Here is an 18,876-nt window from a genome sequence, read left to right as displayed (position 1 = left end):
TGTCACCCATGTTCCTGCAATTCTTCACTTCTCTGCGCGATGCGCAGGTCCCCGTGACGCTGCGCGAATACCTCACGCTGATGGAGGCGCTCGACGCTGATCTCGCGGACTATTCGGTCGAGAATTTCTACTATCTCTCGCGCACCTCGCTGGTGAAGGACGAGCGCAACCTCGACAAGTTCGACCGCGTCTTCGGCACCGTCTTCAAGGGGCTGGAGAGCCTGCTAGACGCCATGGAGGGGGCCGAGATCCCCGAGGAGTGGCTGAAGAAGCTCGCCGAGAAATACCTGACCGACGATGAGAAGAAGCAGATCGAGGCCATGGGCTGGGACAAGCTTATGGAGACCCTGAAGAAGCGCCTCGAGGAGCAAAAGGGCCGCCATCAGGGCGGCTCGAAGTGGATCGGCACCGCCGGCACCTCGCCGTTCGGCGCCCATGGCTACAATCCCGAAGGCGTTCGCATCGGCCAGGAGAAGAATCGCAACAACCGCGCCGTGAAGGTGTGGGACAAGCGCGAGTTCAAGGATCTCGACGGCAATGTCGAGCTCGGCATCCGCAACATCAAGGTGGCGCTGCGCCGCTTGCGCAAGTTCGCGCGCACCGGCGCGCCGGACGAGCTCGATCTCGACACCACCATCCGCGAGACCGCCAATCACGGCTATCTCGACGTGCACATGCGGCCCGAGCGGCGCAACGCGGTGAAGCTGCTGGTGTTCTTCGACATCGGCGGCTCGATGGACGCGCATATCGAGCAGGTCGAGGAGCTGTTCTCGGCGGCGAAGAGCGAGTTCAAGCACATGGAGTATTTCTACTTCCACAACTGCCTCTATGAAGGCGTGTGGAAGCAGAACAAGCGCCGCTTCACCGACCGCACCCCGACCTGGGACGTTCTGCACAAATACCCGCACGACTACAAGATCGTGTTCGTCGGCGACGCCTCGATGTCGCCCTACGAAATCATGGTGCCCGGCGGTTCGGTCGAGCACGTCAACGAAGAGCCGGGCTCGGTCTGGCTCGACCGCATCATCCGCACCTATCCGCATTCGGTGTGGCTCAATCCGGTCGCTCAGAAGCACTGGGACTATTCGGAATCCACCACGATCATCAAACGCATCTTCGCCAACCGCATGTATCCGATCACGATTGAAGGTCTGGAAGGTGCGATGAAGGAATTGACGCACTGACTCTCGCCGTCGTCATTCCGCGGCGATGCGAAGCATCGAACCCGGAATCCATCGGGTGGCAGTACGTGTAGATGAATGGATTCCGGGTTCGCGCTACGCGCGCCCCGGAATGACGAGAAGAGGGAGATACGAACAATGCCCCAGACCATCACCCGCGGCATCAAGGCGCTGATCGGCGAAGCCAATGCCGAGATCGAGACGCTCACCGCCAAGGACGCCATCGAGATCTCCAAGAACGGCGACGTCGTCATCGTCGACATCCGCGATCCCCGCGAGATCGAGCGCGACGGCCGCATCCCCGGCGCGTTCGCCTGCACCCGCGGCATGCTCGAATTCTGGATCGATCCGCAGAGCCCTTATGCGAAGCCGGTGTTCCAGGAGGACAAGAAGTTCGTCTTCCATTGCGCCGGCGGTTTGCGCTCTGCGCTCGCCGCCAAGACCGCGCAGGACATGGGCCTCAAGCCCGTCGCCCACATCGCCGGCGGCTACGCCGCCTGGCGCGACGCCGGCGGGCCGGTCGAGCAGTGGGAGCCGAAGAAGAAGGGGTGAGGTGAATACCTTTCTCACCACACACTCCGTCATGCCCGGGCAAAAGCGCGAAGCGCGTCTTCGCGCTAGATGACCCGGGCATCCACGTCTTCGCCGCAAGAAGAACGTGGATGGCCGGGACAAGCCCGGCCATGACGACTGAGACAATTGCCGGAGCACCCTAATGACCACTCCCACCGATCCCCTCGTCTCCACCGAATGGCTCGCCGCCCACATCAACGATGCCAACGTCAAGGTGCTCGACGCCAGCTTTAAGCTGCCCGGCGTGCTGCCATTGCCGAAGGATGATTACCTCGCCGCGCATCTGCCAGGCGCAGTGTTCTTCGACGTCGACGCGGTCTCGGACCATTCCAACCCGCTGCCGCACATGTACCCGAGCGCCGAGCAGTTCGGCCGCGACGTCGGTCATCTCGGCATCTCCAATGCCGACACCGTCGTGATCTACGATGCCGGTGGCTGGGTCGCTGCTCCCCGCGCGTGGTGGATGTTCCTGGCTTTCGGCCATAGCAATGTGCGCATCCTCAACGGGGGCCTGAAGAAGTGGCGTGCCGACGGGCGTGCGACCGAGAGCGGCGAGACGAAGCCGAAGCCAGCGACATTCGAGGCGAGCTATGATTCCAAGCGCGTGCGCAGCATGCAGCAACTGATCGCCAACGTCGAAAGCCGTGCCGAGCAGGTGATCGACGCGCGCGCCGCCGACCGGTTCGAGGGCAGGGCGCCGGAGCCGCGCGCGGGCATCCGCTCCGGCCATATCCCCGGTGCGCGCAACGTGCCCTACAATCTCCTGTTCGATGCCGCGACCGGCACGATGAAGCCGCTCGATGATCTGCGCGCTGCCTTCACGAACGCCGGCGTCAAGCTCGAGGCGCCGATCGTGACGAGCTGCGGCTCCGGGGTCTCTGCCGGCGTGCTGACGCTGGCGCTCTATCGCCTCGGCATCACCGACACCGCGCTCTACGACGGCTCATGGTCGGAATGGGGGCGGGAAAAGGGACCGCCGATCGCGACGGGGCCGGCCTAACCTTACTGACGTGCGCGCGCGGTCGTCGCGGCGAGGGCCGGTTGCGGCTGCCCGAACGGATCGAGTTGCTGAACCGGTGGCGGCGGACGCCGGACAATGCGGCGGCGCTTCTTCACGCGATGCGCCCGCGGCTTGGTCGCCTTGCTCTCCGGCGAACCGCTGTCGGCCATAGCGTTGGCCTTGGCCTTGGCCGGCGGATCCTTCCAGGTCCTGGTCGCCGGGTCGTTCAATGCGGCGAACTTCGCGCTCGCCATGTCGAACGTGGACGAAGCCGGGGCTGCGGCAGGTGCAGGTTTGCTCGTGAGAGCGATCGAAACGGGCTTCGTCTCGGCGATGGATGCGCTGGCGTCGGCCGGAGTAAGCGTGTTGCTTGAGGCCGGCACCGCGGTCTCCGTCGTCGTCTCGGCCTTGGCCTCGACATTGGCCGGTTCGGCCGGGACATCGGCCGGAGGTGCAGCGACCTGCGGCTGACCGTCGGTCTCAGTCGTCAGCGCGACGACTTGTTCGGGCTCGCTCATCGGCAGCGCGATGGTCGGGACTTGATCGCGCAGCGACGGCGTCGGATCGGTGGCTGCTTCCGACTCGGTGCGCAGGACCGCGAGCACCGGCTGGGCCGGCTCGGGAGCTTGTGCAAACACCTGCTCCTGCGGACCATTCCGCCAGGAGGGGTTGCTGACATACTGCTCGTGGCTCGCCCGCAGCAGCGCGGCGGCGCCCAGGCCGAACACCAGGATGGAGGCTGACAGCAGGATCGCGGCAAACAGGAAGCGAAAGCCGGGAAGCATCGAGGGATTGCGAATTTCCGCCCCGGCGGCGAAGTGGCCAGGGCCCATGAGCCATCTGAACGCGGTGACGGTACTGCTTGCCGCGTTCGCCACGCGGGGATCGAAGCTCAAAGCGGAGGCGAATCAGGCTGATTCGAACATACCGCAACGATTCCGCGCCGTTCCGTAAAAAACGGAGCCGGCGACTCCTGCGATCTCGGGCGTGGGCTGATTTTCGTCCCGTGATGCAAGGAGGCAACGGTAGTCTTGCGGACCACAAATCGGCAAATCAGGCACAAATCTGCCTGTAATGTCTTGAATGTGCCGCTATCTTCCGTCATCTGGCCGTTAACGGTCCGGACGGGGCCCGGGGACTATACAAGAGCGATGATGATCAAACATATTCTGACGATATGCGCTGCCGCAACAGTCGCTGCGGCGGGAACCTCGCTCGCGCAGGCCCAGAGCTATCCGGTCCAGCAGGCGCCGAGCTATGGCGCGCCGGCCGAATATCGGCCCGGCGACCGCGCGCCGAGTTTCGACGCGCTCGACGATGAAGACGATGCGATGCCGCAGGCAGCGCTGCCGCCGCCCGGTCCTGATCTGCGCTACGGCCGTCCGCCCGGCGCTCCGCCGGTGTATTCCGCCGCGCCGCCGCAGGGGCCGGTGATGTCGCCCGATGATCCCCGTTATGGCCGTCCCGCAGGTGCCCCCGTCTATTCGGCCGCCCCGCCGCAGGGTCCCGTGACGTCACCCGATGATCCGCGCTACGGCCGCCCCGCCGGCCCGCCCGCAGTGATCTACGCCGATCGTCCGGCTCAGGCGCCCGGCAGTGACGGCCTGCGTCCGCCCGAGGCAGTGGCTGGTCCCGGCGCGACCGGAACGGTCCAGGCCGGGCAGCCGCCCGTGGGTGCCGACGGCCGGCCGATGGCGATAGCTTCGCTCCCGCCCGAGGAGCAGCCTGACGCTGCTCCGGCGCAGCTGCCGCAAAACCTGCGCCGCCAGGAAGTCTCGCTGGCGACCAAGGAGCCGGCCGGAACGCTCATCGTCGATACCCCGAATACCTACCTTTATTACGTGCTCGGCAACGGCCGTGCGATCCGCTACGGCGTCCGCGTCGGCCGCGACGGCTTCACCTGGACCGGGGTGCAGAAGATCACCCGCAAGGCCGAGTGGCCGGATTGGCATCCGCCGACCGAGATGATCGAGCGCCAGCCCTATCTGCCGCGTTTCATGGCCGGCGGTCCCGGCAATCCGCTCGGCGCCCGCGCGATGTATCTCGGCTCGACCGTTTACCGCATCCACGGCACCAACCAGCCCTCGACGATCGGCAAGTTCGTGTCCTCCGGCTGCATCGGCATGCTGAACGAGGACGTCTCCGACCTGTTCGATCGCGTCAAGGTGGGCACCCGCGTGGTCGTGATGCCGGGTGGTCCGCCGCCGGGAACCGCGACCGCATCCGCCGCGCCCGTGCCCGGCGCTGCCGGGCCCGCTCCGATGGCCGCGCAGGCCGGCCCGGTCGGAGGCACCCAGCCGACGGTGGTGCCGCCGCTGCCCGCGCCCGTCACCGTACGCTGAACCGGCCTCGCAAGAATTGATCTCGCAAGAATTGATCTGATGACGGCGCGTGACCTTCGGTCACGCGCCGTCATCATTTGACGCATGCGCGCATGTCTCGCTTGCGTATGCGCATGCCCTGCTTGAACCGCTCCGCGCCTCGACTAAGTCCGGGAGGATTGCAACGAATTGAGGAGCACAGGATGCGCATCTTTGTTGCGGGCGCGACCGGCGCGGTCGGTCAGTATCTTGTTCCGGCGCTGGTCGCCGCGGGTCATTCCGTGATCGGCACGACACGGAGTGCGGCAAAAACAGAGCTTGTGCGGCGATTGGGTGCGGAGCCGGTCGTGGCCGACGGCCTCGATGCCGGCAGCATGCGGGCTGCGCTGATTGCGGCAAAGCCCGACGCAGTCGTCCATCAGATGACAGATCTCGCGGCCGCCACGGACCTCCGGCATTTCGATCGGGCCTTCGCGCGAACCAACGAGCTTCGCACCCGCGGAACCGACATTCTGCTGAATGCCGCACGCGAGGCCGGCGCCAGGCGCTTCATCGCGCAAAGCTTCTGCGGCTGGACCTTCAGTCGCGCCGGGGGAACGGTGAAGACCGAGACCGATGAGCTGGACTCGAATCCGCCGCGAGAGCTGCGACGCACGCTTGAGGCAATCCGTTATCTGGAGCGAAGCGTCACCGCTTCGACGACGCCGGAGGGCATCGTGCTGCGCTATGGATTCTTCTATGGACCTGACACCGGCACGCTCTCGCCGGCGATGATCGACCAACTGCGCCACCGGCGTGTGCCGGTGATCGGCGATGGCGGCGGCACGTGGTCGTTCATTCACACCGAAGATGCCGCCTCTGCCACGCGTGCCGCGCTCGAACGCGGGCGCGCCGGCAGCATCTACAATATCGTCGACGATCATCCGGCGCAGGTGAAGGATTGGTTGCCCGCGCTGGCCGAACTCCTCGGTGCCAAGCCGCCGCGTCACATTCCCGCCTGGCTCGGCCGCCTGCTTGCGGGCGAGCATATGGTGGCGATGATGACGGAGGTGCGTGGAGCCTCAAACGGCAAGGCCAAGCGCGAGCTCGGCTGGCTGCCGGCGCATGCTTCCTGGCGCGACGGCTTTGCCGACGCGGCACGGCAGCCCACCAGCCACCGCTCGGCGGCCTGAGGCTTCAGGCCAGCTTCCGCGGCAGCTCGCCGCCCTTGGTGAAGGCGTCGATCGCCTCGACCATCTGGCCGTAATGGATGCGCAAGCCGTCCTCGGTGGCGTAGCCGAGATGCGGCGTCAGCACGAGATTGTCGAGCTTGCGGAAGGGATGGTCCGTCGGCAGCGGCTCGACCGAGAACACGTCGATGCCGGCGCCTGCAATCCTCTTCTGCTGCAACGCCTCGAGCAGCGCCTGCTCGTCCACGATCGGCCCGCGCGCGGTGTTGACGAGGAAGGCCGTCGGCTTCATCCGCGCGAGATCGGCAGTCCCGACCAGCCCACGCGAGCGCTCGCTCAGCACCACATGGATGCTGACGATATCGGCCTTGGCGAACAGCTCCTCCTTGGTGGCGTAGGCGACGCCGGCGGCCACGCACTTCTCCGGGGTCAGGTTCGGGCTCCAGGCGATCACATTCATGCCGAACGCCTTCGCAATGCCTGCCATCTTGCTGCCGAGCTTGCCGAGCCCGACGACGCCGAGCGTCAAGCCCTCGATCTCGACGCCGGCAAAGGCCTGCCAGGGCTCGCCCGCATGCATGCGCGCGTTCTCGCGGCCGATGCCGCGGGTCAGTTCCAGGATCAGGCCCATGGTGAGGGGCGCGGTCGGATCGCGCGAATATTGCGTGCCGCCGATCGTGACGCCCCGCGCCTTGGCGGCCTCCATGTCGATCGAGGCGTTGCGCATGCCTGACGTCAGCAGCAGCCTCAGCTTCGGCAGGCTCTCGAACAGGCTCTTCGGGAACGCGGTGCGCTCGCGCATCGCGCAGACGATCTCGAAATCGGCCAGCGCGCTCGCCGCAGCCTGCTCGGAGGCGAAGGGATGGCTGAACACGGTGACGTCGATGCGGTCGGACAGGCTTTGCCAGTCGGCGAGGTCGAGGGCGAGGTTGAAATAGTCGTCGAGAATTGCACAGCGCAGCCGCGTCATCAGCGTTCATCCATGGCGAGAGGTGGAACCAGGCCATGGTTGCGCGCAATCAGGACCGTGCGCAAGCCGTTCGCGTCTTCAAAAATCCGACAGGTGGTAAAGGCTCAGAGGTCGCGGGGCTTGAGCCGGAACGGCGCATTCATGCCGTGCTTGGCGCGCCAGGCGGGGCCGGGGCCGCGCATGTAATGCAGTTCGGGCCGGTAGGGGTTGAAAGCGGTGGCGAAGAAGCGCTTCCAGAAGCCCTTGATCTCCGAGGCGAACGCGGAGGCGCTGCCGGCTTCCACCGGAACGGGAAGGGAATTGGTCTCGATCATGGCCATGACGCTGTCTCGCTGTGCTCCCGTTCATTCTGAGCGGGTGGCGCTGTTTCCGCGCGAAACCGAGCTTTGGCCTGATTTATTAAAAGATGGTTTCAATTGTCCGGATCGACGGCGGGATGGTGTCCGTCCCGTATTCATCCGTGGTGAACGGAGGGAAAACATTGCCCTTTGGGGGCGGGATCGCTACATCGGCGGCAAGCAAATTTCCTCAAATCGAAGGTTTTCGGGACCGATGGCGCGCCAGTTCATCTATTTCATGCAGGGCCTGACCAAGAGCTACCCGACCCGGAAGGTGCTCGACAACATCCATCTGAGCTTCTACCCGGACGCCAAGATCGGCGTGCTCGGTGTCAACGGCTCGGGCAAGTCGACGCTGCTCAAGATCATGGCCGGCCTCGACAAGGAGTATAACGGCGAGGCCTGGGTCGCCCAGGGCGCCCGCGTCGGCTATCTCGAGCAGGAGCCGCATCTCGATCCATCATTGAGCGTGCGCGAGAATGTCATGCTGGGCGTCGCCAAGCAGAAGGCTATCCTCGATCGCTACAACGAACTGGCGATGAACTACTCCGAGGAGACCGCCGACGAGATGACCAAGCTGCAGGACGAGATCGAGGCCCAGGGCCTCTGGGATCTCGACAGCAAGGTCGACCAGGCCATGGACGCGCTGCGCTGTCCGCCCGATGATGCCGACGTGTCGAAACTCTCTGGCGGTGAGCGCCGCCGCGTCGCGCTGTGCAAGCTGCTGCTCGACCAGCCCGAGCTCCTACTGCTTGACGAACCGACCAACCATCTCGACGCAGAGTCGGTGTCGTGGCTGGAAGGCCATCTGCGCAACTATCCCGGCGCGATCCTGATCGTCACCCATGACCGCTACTTCCTCGACAACGTCACGAGCTGGATCCTCGAGCTCGATCGCGGCAAGGGCATCCCCTACGAGGGCAATTACTCGTCCTGGCTGCAGCAGAAGCAGAAGCGGCTCGAGCAGGAGGGCCGCGAGGACGCTGCGCATCAGAAGACGCTGGCCCGCGAGCAGGAATGGATCGCGTCCTCGCCGAAAGCCCGCCAGGCCAAATCCAAGGCGCGCTATCAGCGCTATGACGAACTGCTGAAGCAGGCGAGCGAAAAGCAGACACAGACCGCGCAGATCACGATTCCGGTGGCCGAGCGCCTAGGTCAGAACGTGGTCGACTTCGAAGGGCTCAGCAAAGGTTTCGGCGATCGCATGCTGATCGACGATCTCACTTTCAAGCTGCCGCCCGGCGGTATCGTCGGCGTGATCGGCGCCAACGGCGCCGGCAAGACCACGCTGTTCAGGATGATCACAAAGCAGGAACAGCCGGACAAGGGCACCATCACGGTCGGGGAGAGCGTTCATCTCGGTTACGTCGACCAGTCGCGCGACGCGCTCGACGGCAGCAAGAATGTGTGGGAGGAGATCTCCGGCGGCAACGAGCTGATCCTGCTCGGCAAGAGGGAAGTCAATTCACGCGGCTATTGTTCGTCGTTCAACTTCAAGGGCGCCGACCAGCAGAAGAAAGTCGGCGCGCTTTCCGGCGGCGAACGCAACCGCGTGCACCTTGCGAAAATGCTGAAATCCGGCGCCAACGTTCTGCTGCTCGACGAGCCGACCAACGACCTCGACGTCGACACGCTGCGTGCGCTCGAAGAGGCGCTGGAGGATTTCGCCGGCTGCGCCGTCATCATCAGCCATGATCGCTGGTTCCTCGACCGCATCGCGACCCACATCCTGGCCTTCGAAGGCGACAGCCATGTGGAATGGTTCGAGGGCAACTTCCAGGACTACGAGAAGGACAAGATGCGCCGGCTCGGCCAGGACAGCATCATTCCGCATCGCGTGAAGTACAAGAAGCTGACGCGGTGATCTCGGCATGATGCGGCGGGCGCTCATAGCGGCGGTGATCGCTATCACCTGCGGCCTGTCGCCCGCCCGCGCCGCCGACGCCGCCTTTACGCAGTTCATCGCCTCGCTCTGGCCGGAGGCGGAGGCCGCCGGCGTGTCGCGCGCGACGTTCGAGCGAGAGACGCGCGGCCTCGAGCCGGATTACAAGCTGCCGGATCTGATCCTGCCGGGGCGGCCAGCGACCGGTGCGCCGTCGCAGGCTGAGTTCGTGCAGGTGCCGGCAGACTATGTCAGGGAAGCCTCGATCGCGCGGCTCGCCGCCGAGGGGCAGCGGCTGCTGCAAAAATACCGTTCCGCGCTGACAGAGATCGAGAAAAACTCCGGCGTTCCGGCAACCGTCATGCTGGCGATCTGGGGCCGCGAGACCGACTACGGCCGCTACACGTTGCCTTACGATCTCGTGCGCGTGCTGGCGACGCAGGCCTATGTCGGCCGCCGCAAGGACACCTACCGCAACGAGTTCATCCTCTCGCTGAAGATTCTCGGCGACGGCGTGGTGACACGCAAGGACATGCGTTCGTCCTGGGCCGGTGCGACCGGGCTCACGCAGTTCCTGCCGTCCGAATATTACAAGCACGGCGTCGATTTCGACCGCGACGGCCGCATCGATATCTGGCATTCGGTGCCGGATGCGTTGGCCTCCGCCGCGCAGCAGCTCGTCAACAAGGGCTGGCAGAGCGGCGTACGCTGGGCTTACGAGGTGCAGGCACCGACCAAGGTCGATTGCACCGCCGGCGTGCCCGAGGTGACGAAGCCGATCGGCCAGTGGCTGCGCGAAGGCTTCGTGCCGGTGGGTGGACAAAAGCTCACTGCCGCCGAGCAGGCACAGTCGGCCTCGCTGTTGCAGCCGGAAGGCATCTACGGCCCGTCCTTCCTGACCACGAAGAACTACTTCGTCATCAAGGAATACAATTTCTCCGATCTCTACGTGCTGTTCGTTGGCCATCTCGCCGACCGCATGACGAGCCCGCAGCCGTTCGCGACGCCGTGGTCTGCCTCGAAGCAATTGCGGACTAGGGACGTCGAGGCGATGCAGCGGGGGCTCACGCGCGTCGGGCTCTACAAGGACAAGATCGACGGCAAGGCCGGCATGCAGACGCGCGCTGCGCTCGGCGCCTACCAGAAGTCGGCAGGCCTCAAGGTCGATTGCTGGCCGAGCGAAGAAGTGCTGCACTCGATCCAGGCGGCGCGATAGCGAGCCGCAGCTCTTCGCCAAAGAAAAAGCCCGGCCGAGGTGCTCGGCCGGGCTTCGATCGCGGCGCTCATGAGCGCCGTGCGATCAGATCAGTAGCAAACGCGAACCGGGCGGACGGTCCAGCCGTAGCCGTCCCAGTAGCGCTGGCGCTGCCAATAGCAGGGCGGCGGCGGCGGGCCGGGCTCGGCCACGTAAACCGGTCCACCATAGGCGGGACGGCTCGATGCGATGGCGCCGCCGACGATCGCGCCGCCGATCAGGCCGGCTGCGATGCCGACGCCGACGCCGTCATGGGCCTGGGCGGACGGCGTGGCGGTCACCAGCGAACCGGCGATCGTCGCAACCGTAAGGGCGGCAACTAAAGTCTTCTTCATACTCTTGGCTCTCCTGAGAGATGGATGCTCCTTGTTAGGAGCCCCCGGGGTTCAAAGGTTCACGCAGACTCTGATGGAATTGGCCTTGCAGCTAGGAAGCGCGCAAATGGTCAATCCGCAGTAAACGCACACGGAGCTGTGACGAGAAAAAGCGGTCTTTTTCAGGCCCCTAGATGAACGGCGCATCTGGAATGAACCGGCTTGGGACGACTTCAGCCACAGACTCTGGCGCGGCGGACGCGCCAGGCATAACCGTCCCAGAAGCGCTGCTTCTGCCAGACGCAGCCGTTGCCGTAATAGTCGTCGGCGACGTAGCCCGGGCCCGGCGCGTAGTAGCGCGGCGGATAGTAGCCCGGGCTATATCCCGGACCATATGCGTAGCCGGGGCCAGGGCCAGGCCCGTAATAGTACGGAGAGGCCAGCGCCCCACCGACAATGGCGCCGCCGATGATGCCGGCGGCCACGCCCGCGGCAACGCCGCGTTGCGCCTGGGCTGGTGTAGCGGCGCTAAGGGCCACAGCGGCGACGGCAGCGATTGCCAGGAGCGACTTCTTCATGGGCTGACCTTTCGAGCAAAACACGCGGGAACTCTTTGGGGGTAAAGTTCCATATTTCGATTGAATGATCAATGAACGGCACCTTTGCCGCGGACGACCAATTAACATGGACCGCAGCCCAGCCAGGGGAGGGCGATGATGGGTAACGCGATGATAAATGCATTGATCGCTGCCGGGATCGTCTCCGCGATCGGCTACGGCTGGATCACCCATCTCCAGAACCGCGGTCAGCGGCGCTCCCGCGCCGGGGCCACCGGCAATAGCGATGGCGACACCTCCACGGGCACGAGCGACGGCTTCTCTTGGGGGAGCTGGTTTTCCAGCGATAGTTCCGGCAGCTCGACCGACGGCGGCAGCTGTTCCAGCAGCGATAGCGGCAGTAGTGGCGGAGATTGCGGTGGCGGCGGCGATGGTGGAGGCGGCGGCGGCGACTAGATCCGCCGCATCTTGATCCAGCGCAAAGCTCTATTTTAGAGCCGTTCTAGGCTGTTTCCGGGCTAGTTTGGAATAGCTTCAAATTCCGCTTTTTCCTTTTGCATCCGGCCGGCCCCTTAAATATCGATGATGGCGCATCACCAAAGGGCCTGCCGCTTCCATGATCGTTTGTTCCTGTAACGTGCTGAGCGATGATGACATCCGCGCCGCCGTCGCCGAGTCCGACGACGCCTTGCGCCATGCCAAGCAGGTCTATGGATGTCTCGGCTGTAGCGCCGAATGCGGCCGCTGCGCCCGGACGATCAAGACCATTATCGACGAAGCGCTTGGCCCCTGTGCCTCCTCCTGCTGCTCCGGCTGCCCGCACAACGACACTGTGGCGGCCAATGACGAGACGGCCCAGCCGGCCGAGTTCGCCCTCGCGGCCTGCTGAAATCTTCCGCCTCCCTGACTGAGCTTTTCCCCGGCTGCGTCCCCGTAGCCGGTTGCTCCAGTCTTCGAACTCATTTAGAAGCGTTCTAAATTCGGTTTACGGCCGATTTGGACTGCAAGAGCTGGAGTGAACCATGCAGGGCGACGCAAAAGTTATCGAATATCTCAACAAGGCACTGCGTCACGAGCTGACTGCGATCAACCAGTACTGGCTCCACTACCGCTTCCTCGACAATTGGGGCCTGCGGGACATGTCCAAGGTCTGGCGCAAGGAGTCCATCGAGGAGATGGAGCACGCCGACAAGCTCACGGAGCGGATCCTGTTCTTCGACGGCTTCCCGAACATGCAGGTGCTCGATCCCTTGCGTATCGGCCAGAACGTCAAGGAGATCATCGAGTGCGATCTCGCCGCCGAGATGAGCGCGCGGGCGCTCTACCAGGAAGCGGCGACCTACTGCCACAGCGTCAAGGACTACGTAACGCGCGACCTGTTCGAGAAGCTGATGAGCGACGAGGAGCACCACATCGACTTCCTCGAGACCCAGCTCGACCTGATCGGCCGCATCGGCCTCGAACTCTACACCCAGAAGCACGTTGGCGGGCTCGAGGGCGAGGGACATTAGGTCCCTTACTCCGCACTCTCCATTCGTCATGGCCGGGCTTGTCCCGGCCATCCACGTGCTACCCCGCAACGAAAACGTGGATGCCCGGGACAAGCCCGGGCATGACGCCCGTGTGCGGTTCGAAAGCCCGGCTTATAGCTGCGTCTTGTAGAGCGCTTCCACCACGTCCTGCCTCTGCGGCTCACCAAGGCCGGTCTGCTCGTGGACCACTTCGACGATGCTCGGCATCACCGAGCGCGGCACCTTCTCGGATGACCACAGCTTCGAGCGCATCAGGGCCTTGCCGCAGTGGAAATAGACTTCGCTGACGGCGACGTTCAGCACCGCGCGCGGCGACTTTCCAAACTCAACCATCGAGGCGAGCAGGTCCGGATCGGCGGACAGCGTGCCGCGGCCGCCGACGCGCAGCGTCTCGTCGATGCCGGGTACGAAGAACAACAGATGCACGAAGCCCGAGCCCTCGACCACATTTCGAAAACTGTCGATCCGGTTGTTGCCGGAGCGATCAGGCATCAGCAGCTGGTTGGGGCCGGCGACGTGGACGAAGCCAGTGCCGCCGCCGCGTGGTGAGGCATCGACGCTGCCGTCCGCTCCCGATGTCGCGAGCACGCAGAACGGCGACATCTCGATGAATTTCTTCGCATGCGTGTCGATTGCGGGGCGCGCTTTCGCGATCACGCGCGGGCTCGGCTGGGCATAGATCGTGGCGAGGTCTTCGGCGCAAAGATCAGTCACGAAGGTCTCCCTGATTGAATGCCTGAGAATATCATCTCCCGGCCCGATCGCTATGCCCCTTGTCGCGCCGCCACGGCCACTCGATCACGCCGGCGCAGTACGGAGCCCACCAGATCAGGACCGGCTGAAGCGCCAGCCGCGGCCCGTGATGGAGCCAGCTGTCGGGGATGGGTCGAAGGTCGATGCCTCCAGGCATGCTTGATGTTTTGCGGCCCACAGGCCAAGCGCATAGAGAGCGAGCGCGCGTTCTGTCGGTTGCAGGAGCCATCGGTCGACCTAGCACGCGCGGCGTCGAGGCGCTATCGCGCTACACCGCATCCGCCGGCACAAAGCAACTGATGATGATGGCGCCGCGGTGATGGACGTACCACACCACGGCCTGGCCGACCGGATTGCCGCGGTCGCGGATGATGGCGCGCTCGGGCACCTCGATCCACTGTCCCTCGATCGGCACCCAATAGGCGCCGCTGCGCACGTCGTACTCCGTGCGATGGCCGTCGGAGACGTCGCAGCAGGGCACGCCGTTCGGTGCGATCACGCTCTTGAACCAGGCGCGGATGTCGGGCGGGACGTGATCATATTGCCCATTGTCGAACGCGAACGCGGCGCTTGTCAGCGCGGCCAACCAAACGCACAGTGCGAGCCTGTGCATGCGATCCTCCTCGTCGCGTGTCGTGCCATCGGCGCGCGATGGTCCCGCGCGTCGATTCGGACATCGATGCGATTAAGCCCGAGCAGCCGGCGTAATGCATGCTCAAATAATATGCGGCCTCGACGGCCGTTGATGCGATGCAAAATCAGCGGCGCGCAGATTCAATCGTTTGCTGCGGCGCGGCTTGCAGAAACTGGCGGACCTGCTCGCTGTAGAATTTTGCGTTCCCGGTGGTGCCGTGGCCGCGCGTCTCGGTGCTGGCCGGGATGAGATACAGTTTGCCGTTCTTGACCCGCGTCATCGCAGCGTCCGTGATGCCGGTCTCCGGCGGGTTGCGCTCGTCATCGGCGGAATTGATCAGCAGCAGCGACGCTTCGATGGCCTCGAGCTTCTCGCCGGCATTGTAGTCATGCGAGGACTCCCACTGGTAGACGAAGTCGTTGGCATCTGCCGCGATCGGCATGGCTAGCCGCTCGTCGACGATCTTGTCGGCCTTGGCCGCCGTCGGCGCCTGCGATTGATAGGCCAGCGTTCCGCCGATGCTCGCGATGCCGTAGGCGGTGATGGCGTATTTCATCATGCGCGGCTGGCCGGTATAATTGCCGCCATTGTAGTCGGGGTCGCTGCGGATGGTGTCGAGCATGATCCGCCGCAGCATCCAGTTGCGTGACGCCATTTCGGTCGGCTGCGAGGCCATCGGGATCAGCGCGTCCATCGCCTTCGGGTATTTCTCGCCCCACAGCCAGGTGTGCATGCCGCCCATCGAATTGCCGATGACGAGCCGCAGGTGCTTGACCCCGAGCCCTTCCGTCACCAGGCGATGCTGCGCTTCGACCATGTCATCGTAATCGTATTTCGGGAAGCTCGTCTTCATCCCGTCGGACGGTTTTGACGATTTGCCATGGCCGATATTGTCGGGGATGATGATGTAATATTTGGAGGCATCGAGTGGTTGCCCCGCGCCGAACAGCTCGCCGGCAAAGGCTGGCGACAGCATGCTCGCGCCCGAGCCGCCGGTGCCGTGCAGCACCAGGACGGGCTGGCCGCTCGGCTCACCCACGGTGGTGTAGTGCAGCTTCAGCTCCGGCATGGTCTCGCCGGTGTGGAACTTGAAATCCCTGGCGATCCAGTCGCCCTGTTTCGGCGCCAGATAATCGGCCGCCCATGCGGATGTCGAGATGCTCGACAAAGCGACGGACAACAGGATGGCTGATAGCGCCGCGCAAGAAGCTTTCATGTCTATTTCCCCCGTGCGGCTCTGGTCGGCGGCCGCGTTGCGGTGGAACTTAGCAGAACTGTCCGGAAGGATGTAGGATTTCGTTTTCACCGGTCGTCCTCGAGGGAAAGGTCAGGAGAGACTGCATGTGCCGCAACATCAAGACGCTGTTCAACTTCGAGCCGGAGGCGACGGAGGATGAGATCCACGCCAGCGCGCTCCAGTTCGTTCGCAAACTGTCCGGCTTCAACAGACCGTCGCAGGTCAACGAGGCGGCCTTCGACCATGCGGTGGCGGAGGTCTCGGAGGCTGCGCGAAAGCTCCTGACGTCGCTGCACACCCATGCGCCGGCGCGCGACCGTGAGGTCGAGGCGGAAAAGGCCAAGGAACGTTCGCGGCTGCGCTTCGGTTAGGCGGCTCGAACGTCCGTTCCGTGACCTGGCTCACGGTGGCAACGGTCGCAACGCGCGATGATGTTTACCGGGCTTTTGACACCCGGGAGCACCACCATGACCCGCCCTCTGCTTCCACTGAAAGCAGGCGCTATCGTTTTTACGCTGCTGTGGACCGCGTGGATGACGTGGTGGAGCGGCTCGTTCTCGAGCGCAAGCGTCGTGATCCTGGCCTTGTGCGGCGCGGCGGTCGGCTATCTCTGGTACCGCGCCATGCGCTGGCAGTTCGAGCGCATGGGCATGCTGCCGCGACGCGAGAACGGGACGAAATAGATTCGTCTGTCAGTCCTTGTGGCCGTGCTTCTTCCTTTTCTTCTTTTTCCTGTGATTGTCGTCTTCGCTGCCGTCATCCTCATCGCCGAAGGGCGCGTCGTCGGTTTCCTGCACGGCGGCTTCCAGAGCGTCGCGCTCGGCGGCTTCGCGCTCGCGCTGGCGGCGGCGCTCGTCCCAGGCGTCGAACAGCTGATCGAGCCACGGCAGCACCTGCTCGATTGACGGCAATGGGCTGGGCGGCCCCGGTTCGCCGCGCGGGCCTTGCGGCCCCGCCGGCCCTTGCGGTCCGACGGGTCCCTCTGCACCGGCCGCCCCGCGCGGTCCGGCTTCGCCCTGCTTGCCTTGCGGACCGGGCTTGCCCAGCGGTCCGGCCTTTCCGATCGGACCCGGCTTGCCCTGCGGACCCGGCTTGCCACGCGCCCCATCGGGCCCGCGCTTGCCTGGATGACCCTGCGGTCCCGGCCGCCCCGGTTCGCCCTGCCGTCCGCGCGGTCCCTGAGGTCCCTGTCGTTTTTGTTCGTCTGCCACGCCGCTGCTCCCTTGACCGGAAGCAAGCTAATTAGCGGCGTTTGACGACAGCGGCAATTCCGCCGGGCTCGCGCCTGGGCATGATCAACACCAATCGGTGGCACGTCGCGCGCTAGTCGTGATAGGCGGGGACCTCGATGCCGGAGGCGGCGTAGAGCCTGATCTTGTTGCGCAGCGTGCGCACCGAGAGGCCGAGCACGCGCGACGCGCGCGTGCGATTGCCGTCGCAGCGGGCGAGCGTCTGCAGCACGAGCTCACGCTCGACCTCGTCGACGGTCGCGCCGATCAGCAGCGGAACGATCTGGTTCGGTGAAAGGACATACGCGCCCGGCTCGGACGCAGCGACATGAACAGTGGTCATCGACTCACTCCCCGATCAACGCCCGCTCCCGTCTTTGGAAGCGGATCGAGAACAAACGACCCCCAAGCCGTAGATCTACGGTGGGCGGGTTTGGTTAACGAAAGGTTAACCGCGGGCGATCGCACGAATTGACCTTGGGAATGCCGCCGCACCGCCGCGATTGGCACGGATTGCATATTCCTGCGAGCATACCCCGCATTGCAAGGCAAGCATCATCTCGCTCACACCGTCCGGTATCCGCCATCCACCATCACGATCGTTCCTGTGACGTAGGCCGACATGTCCGACGCAAGGAAGATCGCTGGACCCACGATGTCCTCGGGCTTGCCGGTGCGCGCCAGCGGGGTGTGATCGACGAAGGCCTGTACCAGCGCCGGATTGGTCGCGCGCACATTGGCGTTGATGTTGGTCTCGATGAAGCCCGGCCCGATCGCATTGACGCGCACGCCCTCCTTGCCGAGCTCCACCGCGAGCGCCTTCGTAAAGCCGAGCACGCCGTGTTTCGAGGTGGTGTAGGCCGCCGAACTCGGCGTGCGCAGATGCACGAAGGACTGGATCGAGCCGATATTGACGATGCGGCCCTTCGCGGCGCGCAAGGGGCTGAGGAATGCCTGCGTCATGTTGAAGACGCCGTTGAGGTTGAGCGAGATGATGTCGTTCCAGTCCTTCGCCACCGTCTCCGGCTCCGCGGTGAAGGCGTTGCGGCGGGTGATGCCGGCATTGTTGACGAGGATCGAGACCTGCCCGATCTCGTCGGCGACCCGCTTGGCGAGTGCAAAGCAGTCGTCACGCTTGGTCACATCCAGCGCAAAGCTCTCGGCCTTGCCGCCGGACTTGCGGATCTCCTCGGCGGCTTCCGCGACCGTGTCGGTATTGACGTCGAGCAGCACCACCTGCGCGCCCTCGCGGGCGTAGCCGGAAGCGATGGCCCGGCCGATGCCGGAACCGGCGCCCGTGACGATTGCGATGTGGTTCGCGAGCAATGCCATGACAATTTCCTCCCGATTTCTTCTCGAAGTTTCATGAAAGGCTAACTCGAAATTAAGGGGTCGGAAACGGCGGCCTTGGCATACTGGTGTTGATTGCTAAACGTTGCGCGCATGATGGAACGGCTTGAATCCTGGAAACTCGCACTCGAACGCCTGCGGTCGGCGGACGGCGCCGATTGGGCCGAGGCGGGCCGTCTCGTGGCCGAGATCTCGCGGACGAGCACCGATACCATGCTGCGTCAGGCTGCCGAGCAGGCGCTTCCAGTGCTGCGCCAGGCCGTGGACAATGACGATCACAGCGTCACGCTGGCGGCCCGCCGCCGTCTCGGCGTGGTGCTCGATGTCGTTCACGACCTGACCGCGCCGCGCTTCGGCCGCCGCAATGCTGCGCCGAAAAAATTGTCCAGCGAGGACCGCGCCCGCAAGGTGCTCGGCCTGCCGCTCGGGGTGCAGCTCACCTGCGAGGACATCAACCAGGCCTATCGCCGCGCCGCCAAGGGCATGCACCCCGACCAGGGCGGCAGCGCGCAAGCATTTATCGACCTTGCCGCAGCGCGCGACATCCTGATCCATCCCCGCGCCTACAAGGACGCGTGAGA

24 protein-coding genes are annotated in these 18,876 nt (G+C 64.6%); 13 read left to right on the top strand and 11 right to left on the bottom strand.

Annotation, left to right across the window (positions count from 1 at the left end):
- Positions 1-8: 8 nt before the first annotated feature.
- From AC0L3S_RS12705 to sseA, 3 genes are all read left to right on the top strand, one after another.
- Positions 9-1,184: a vWA domain-containing protein gene (locus tag AC0L3S_RS12705; protein WP_473279301.1), complete on the top strand. Its 1,176-nt coding sequence runs from the start codon at positions 9-11 to the stop codon at positions 1,182-1,184.
- Between the two features lie 135 nt (positions 1,185-1,319).
- Positions 1,320-1,733 carry a rhodanese-like domain-containing protein gene (locus tag AC0L3S_RS12700; RefSeq protein WP_473279300.1) on the top strand — a complete coding sequence of 138 codons (414 nt, stop codon included), beginning with the start codon at positions 1,320-1,322 and terminating at the stop codon, positions 1,731-1,733.
- Positions 1,734-1,896: 163 nt separating this feature from the next.
- Positions 1,897-2,754, top strand: coding sequence for a 3-mercaptopyruvate sulfurtransferase (gene sseA, locus AC0L3S_RS12695; RefSeq protein WP_473279299.1), 858 nt, complete (start codon positions 1,897-1,899; stop codon positions 2,752-2,754).
- A gap of 2 nt (positions 2,755-2,756) precedes the next feature.
- On the opposite strand, the gene AC0L3S_RS12690 is transcribed toward sseA, so the two are convergent.
- A complete protein-coding gene (locus tag AC0L3S_RS12690; RefSeq protein ID WP_473279298.1) occupies positions 2,757-3,587 on the bottom strand; it encodes a hypothetical protein in 831 nt (276 codons plus the stop codon).
- A gap of 321 nt (positions 3,588-3,908) precedes the next feature.
- Between AC0L3S_RS12690 and AC0L3S_RS12685 the strand changes: the two genes are divergently transcribed.
- Together AC0L3S_RS12685 and AC0L3S_RS12680 are read left to right on the top strand one after the other, a co-directional pair.
- Entirely contained in the window at positions 3,909-5,096 is a 1,188-nt protein-coding gene (locus AC0L3S_RS12685) for a L,D-transpeptidase (RefSeq protein WP_473279297.1), read from the top strand.
- 182 nt (positions 5,097-5,278) lie between these two features.
- Positions 5,279-6,247, top strand: coding sequence for an NAD-dependent epimerase/dehydratase family protein (locus tag AC0L3S_RS12680; protein ID WP_473263007.1), 969 nt, complete (start codon positions 5,279-5,281; stop codon positions 6,245-6,247).
- A gap of 4 nt (positions 6,248-6,251) precedes the next feature.
- Here AC0L3S_RS12680 and AC0L3S_RS12675 read toward each other — a convergent pair whose 3' ends face one another.
- Positions 6,252-7,214: a D-2-hydroxyacid dehydrogenase family protein gene (locus tag AC0L3S_RS12675; protein WP_473279296.1), complete on the bottom strand. Its 963-nt coding sequence runs from the start codon at positions 7,212-7,214 to the stop codon at positions 6,252-6,254.
- 104 nt (positions 7,215-7,318) lie between these two features.
- Positions 7,319-7,534 (bottom strand): hypothetical protein, encoded by a 216-nt coding sequence (locus AC0L3S_RS12670; protein ID WP_007613701.1) that lies wholly within the window; start codon positions 7,532-7,534, stop codon positions 7,319-7,321.
- 232 nt (positions 7,535-7,766) lie between these two features.
- Between AC0L3S_RS12670 and ettA the strand changes: the two genes are divergently transcribed.
- Both ettA and AC0L3S_RS12660 read left to right on the top strand, forming a co-directional pair.
- Positions 7,767-9,416, top strand: a complete 1,650-nt coding sequence (gene ettA, locus AC0L3S_RS12665; RefSeq protein WP_473263005.1) for an energy-dependent translational throttle protein EttA — start codon at positions 7,767-7,769, stop codon at positions 9,414-9,416.
- A 7-nt stretch (positions 9,417-9,423) separates the two neighbouring features.
- Positions 9,424-10,650 (top strand): lytic murein transglycosylase, encoded by a 1,227-nt coding sequence (locus AC0L3S_RS12660; protein ID WP_473279294.1) that lies wholly within the window; start codon positions 9,424-9,426, stop codon positions 10,648-10,650.
- An 89-nt stretch (positions 10,651-10,739) separates the two neighbouring features.
- Here the strand turns inward: AC0L3S_RS12660 and AC0L3S_RS12655 are convergent, their stop codons facing one another.
- Positions 10,740-11,024 carry a hypothetical protein gene (locus tag AC0L3S_RS12655; RefSeq protein WP_007613695.1) on the bottom strand — a complete coding sequence of 95 codons (285 nt, stop codon included), beginning with the start codon at positions 11,022-11,024 and terminating at the stop codon, positions 10,740-10,742.
- A 212-nt stretch (positions 11,025-11,236) separates the two neighbouring features.
- Entirely contained in the window at positions 11,237-11,581 is a 345-nt protein-coding gene (locus AC0L3S_RS12650; protein WP_247358544.1) for a hypothetical protein, read from the bottom strand.
- 135 nt (positions 11,582-11,716) lie between these two features.
- Between AC0L3S_RS12650 and AC0L3S_RS12645 the strand changes: the two genes are divergently transcribed.
- From AC0L3S_RS12645 to bfr, 3 genes are all read left to right on the top strand, one after another.
- The gene (locus tag AC0L3S_RS12645; protein WP_473263003.1) at positions 11,717-12,016 is read left to right on the top strand and encodes a hypothetical protein; all 300 of its coding nucleotides are present in this window, start codon (positions 11,717-11,719) and stop codon (positions 12,014-12,016) included.
- 160 nt (positions 12,017-12,176) lie between these two features.
- A complete protein-coding gene (locus tag AC0L3S_RS12640; RefSeq protein WP_473263002.1) occupies positions 12,177-12,449 on the top strand; it encodes a (2Fe-2S)-binding protein in 273 nt (90 codons plus the stop codon).
- Positions 12,450-12,582: 133 nt separating this feature from the next.
- Positions 12,583-13,071 (top strand): bacterioferritin, encoded by a 489-nt coding sequence (bfr, locus tag AC0L3S_RS12635; RefSeq protein WP_473279293.1) that lies wholly within the window; start codon positions 12,583-12,585, stop codon positions 13,069-13,071.
- 132 nt (positions 13,072-13,203) lie between these two features.
- Here bfr and AC0L3S_RS12630 read toward each other — a convergent pair whose 3' ends face one another.
- From AC0L3S_RS12630 to AC0L3S_RS12620, 3 genes are all read right to left on the bottom strand, one after another.
- Positions 13,204-13,806: an MSMEG_1061 family FMN-dependent PPOX-type flavoprotein gene (locus tag AC0L3S_RS12630; protein ID WP_473279292.1), complete on the bottom strand. Its 603-nt coding sequence runs from the start codon at positions 13,804-13,806 to the stop codon at positions 13,204-13,206.
- A gap of 307 nt (positions 13,807-14,113) precedes the next feature.
- The gene (locus tag AC0L3S_RS12625; RefSeq protein ID WP_473263000.1) at positions 14,114-14,458 is read right to left on the bottom strand and encodes a hypothetical protein; all 345 of its coding nucleotides are present in this window, start codon (positions 14,456-14,458) and stop codon (positions 14,114-14,116) included.
- Positions 14,459-14,603: 145 nt separating this feature from the next.
- Complete coding sequence (locus AC0L3S_RS12620; protein WP_473279291.1) at positions 14,604-15,695, bottom strand: alpha/beta fold hydrolase; 1,092 nt, start codon at positions 15,693-15,695, stop codon at positions 14,604-14,606.
- A gap of 125 nt (positions 15,696-15,820) precedes the next feature.
- Here AC0L3S_RS12620 and AC0L3S_RS12615 point away from each other — a divergent pair, with 125 nt between their 5' ends.
- Entirely contained in the window at positions 15,821-16,087 is a 267-nt protein-coding gene (locus AC0L3S_RS12615) for a DUF2277 domain-containing protein (protein WP_473279290.1), read from the top strand.
- Positions 16,088-16,183: 96 nt separating this feature from the next.
- Positions 16,184-16,399, top strand: coding sequence for a hypothetical protein (locus tag AC0L3S_RS12610; protein ID WP_473262997.1), 216 nt, complete (start codon positions 16,184-16,186; stop codon positions 16,397-16,399).
- 9 nt (positions 16,400-16,408) lie between these two features.
- Here AC0L3S_RS12610 and AC0L3S_RS12605 read toward each other — a convergent pair whose 3' ends face one another.
- The 3 genes from AC0L3S_RS12605 to AC0L3S_RS12595 form a co-directional block, all read right to left on the bottom strand.
- Positions 16,409-16,927 carry a collagen-like protein gene (locus AC0L3S_RS12605; protein ID WP_473279289.1) on the bottom strand — a complete coding sequence of 173 codons (519 nt, stop codon included), beginning with the start codon at positions 16,925-16,927 and terminating at the stop codon, positions 16,409-16,411.
- Positions 16,928-17,039: 112 nt separating this feature from the next.
- On the bottom strand, positions 17,040-17,288 hold the full coding sequence (locus AC0L3S_RS12600; RefSeq protein WP_018454141.1) for a helix-turn-helix domain-containing protein: 249 nt from the start codon (positions 17,286-17,288) through the stop codon (positions 17,040-17,042).
- Between the two features lie 221 nt (positions 17,289-17,509).
- On the bottom strand, positions 17,510-18,277 hold the full coding sequence (locus AC0L3S_RS12595) for an SDR family NAD(P)-dependent oxidoreductase (protein ID WP_473279288.1): 768 nt from the start codon (positions 18,275-18,277) through the stop codon (positions 17,510-17,512).
- Between the two features lie 111 nt (positions 18,278-18,388).
- On the opposite strand from AC0L3S_RS12595, the gene AC0L3S_RS12590 reads away from it, so the two are divergent.
- The gene (locus tag AC0L3S_RS12590; protein WP_473279287.1) at positions 18,389-18,874 is read left to right on the top strand and encodes a J domain-containing protein; all 486 of its coding nucleotides are present in this window, start codon (positions 18,389-18,391) and stop codon (positions 18,872-18,874) included.
- Positions 18,875-18,876: the final 2 nt, after the last annotated feature.

The sequence above is a fragment of the Bradyrhizobium sp. Ken01 genome (assembly GCF_055807355.1).
Note: the sequence above shows the minus strand (reverse complement) of the source record. Positions and strands in the feature narration are given on the sequence as shown.

Excerpts from the sequence above, each read along its gene's own strand:
- AC0L3S_RS12595 (WP_473279288.1), bottom strand. The coding sequence starts at position 18,277 with ATGGCATTGCTCGCGAACCACATCGCAATCGTCACGGGCGCCGGTTCC.
- AC0L3S_RS12700 (WP_473279300.1), top strand. The coding sequence starts at position 1,320 with ATGCCCCAGACCATCACCCGCGGCATCAAGGCGCTGATCGGCGAAGCC.
- AC0L3S_RS12680 (WP_473263007.1), top strand. The coding sequence starts at position 5,279 with ATGCGCATCTTTGTTGCGGGCGCGACCGGCGCGGTCGGTCAGTATCTT.
- AC0L3S_RS12655 (WP_007613695.1), bottom strand. The coding sequence starts at position 11,024 with ATGAAGAAGACTTTAGTTGCCGCCCTTACGGTTGCGACGATCGCCGGT.
- AC0L3S_RS12615 (WP_473279290.1), top strand. The coding sequence starts at position 15,821 with ATGTGCCGCAACATCAAGACGCTGTTCAACTTCGAGCCGGAGGCGACG.
- AC0L3S_RS12670 (WP_007613701.1), bottom strand. The coding sequence starts at position 7,534 with ATGGCCATGATCGAGACCAATTCCCTTCCCGTTCCGGTGGAAGCCGGC.
- ettA (WP_473263005.1), top strand. The coding sequence starts at position 7,767 with ATGGCGCGCCAGTTCATCTATTTCATGCAGGGCCTGACCAAGAGCTAC.
- AC0L3S_RS12645 (WP_473263003.1), top strand. The coding sequence starts at position 11,717 with ATGATGGGTAACGCGATGATAAATGCATTGATCGCTGCCGGGATCGTC.
- AC0L3S_RS12625 (WP_473263000.1), bottom strand. The coding sequence starts at position 14,458 with ATGCACAGGCTCGCACTGTGCGTTTGGTTGGCCGCGCTGACAAGCGCC.
- AC0L3S_RS12650 (WP_247358544.1), bottom strand. The coding sequence starts at position 11,581 with ATGAAGAAGTCGCTCCTGGCAATCGCTGCCGTCGCCGCTGTGGCCCTT.
- AC0L3S_RS12600 (WP_018454141.1), bottom strand. The coding sequence starts at position 17,288 with ATGACCACTGTTCATGTCGCTGCGTCCGAGCCGGGCGCGTATGTCCTT.
- AC0L3S_RS12610 (WP_473262997.1), top strand. The coding sequence starts at position 16,184 with ATGACCCGCCCTCTGCTTCCACTGAAAGCAGGCGCTATCGTTTTTACG.
- AC0L3S_RS12590 (WP_473279287.1), top strand. The coding sequence starts at position 18,389 with ATGATGGAACGGCTTGAATCCTGGAAACTCGCACTCGAACGCCTGCGG.
- AC0L3S_RS12620 (WP_473279291.1), bottom strand. The coding sequence starts at position 15,695 with ATGAAAGCTTCTTGCGCGGCGCTATCAGCCATCCTGTTGTCCGTCGCT.
- AC0L3S_RS12675 (WP_473279296.1), bottom strand. The coding sequence starts at position 7,214 with ATGACGCGGCTGCGCTGTGCAATTCTCGACGACTATTTCAACCTCGCC.
- bfr (WP_473279293.1), top strand. The coding sequence starts at position 12,583 with ATGCAGGGCGACGCAAAAGTTATCGAATATCTCAACAAGGCACTGCGT.
- AC0L3S_RS12640 (WP_473263002.1), top strand. The coding sequence starts at position 12,177 with ATGATCGTTTGTTCCTGTAACGTGCTGAGCGATGATGACATCCGCGCC.
- AC0L3S_RS12660 (WP_473279294.1), top strand. The coding sequence starts at position 9,424 with ATGATGCGGCGGGCGCTCATAGCGGCGGTGATCGCTATCACCTGCGGC.
- sseA (WP_473279299.1), top strand. The coding sequence starts at position 1,897 with ATGACCACTCCCACCGATCCCCTCGTCTCCACCGAATGGCTCGCCGCC.
- AC0L3S_RS12685 (WP_473279297.1), top strand. The coding sequence starts at position 3,909 with ATGATCAAACATATTCTGACGATATGCGCTGCCGCAACAGTCGCTGCG.
- AC0L3S_RS12705 (WP_473279301.1), top strand. The coding sequence starts at position 9 with ATGTTCCTGCAATTCTTCACTTCTCTGCGCGATGCGCAGGTCCCCGTG.
- AC0L3S_RS12690 (WP_473279298.1), bottom strand. The coding sequence starts at position 3,587 with ATGGGCCCTGGCCACTTCGCCGCCGGGGCGGAAATTCGCAATCCCTCG.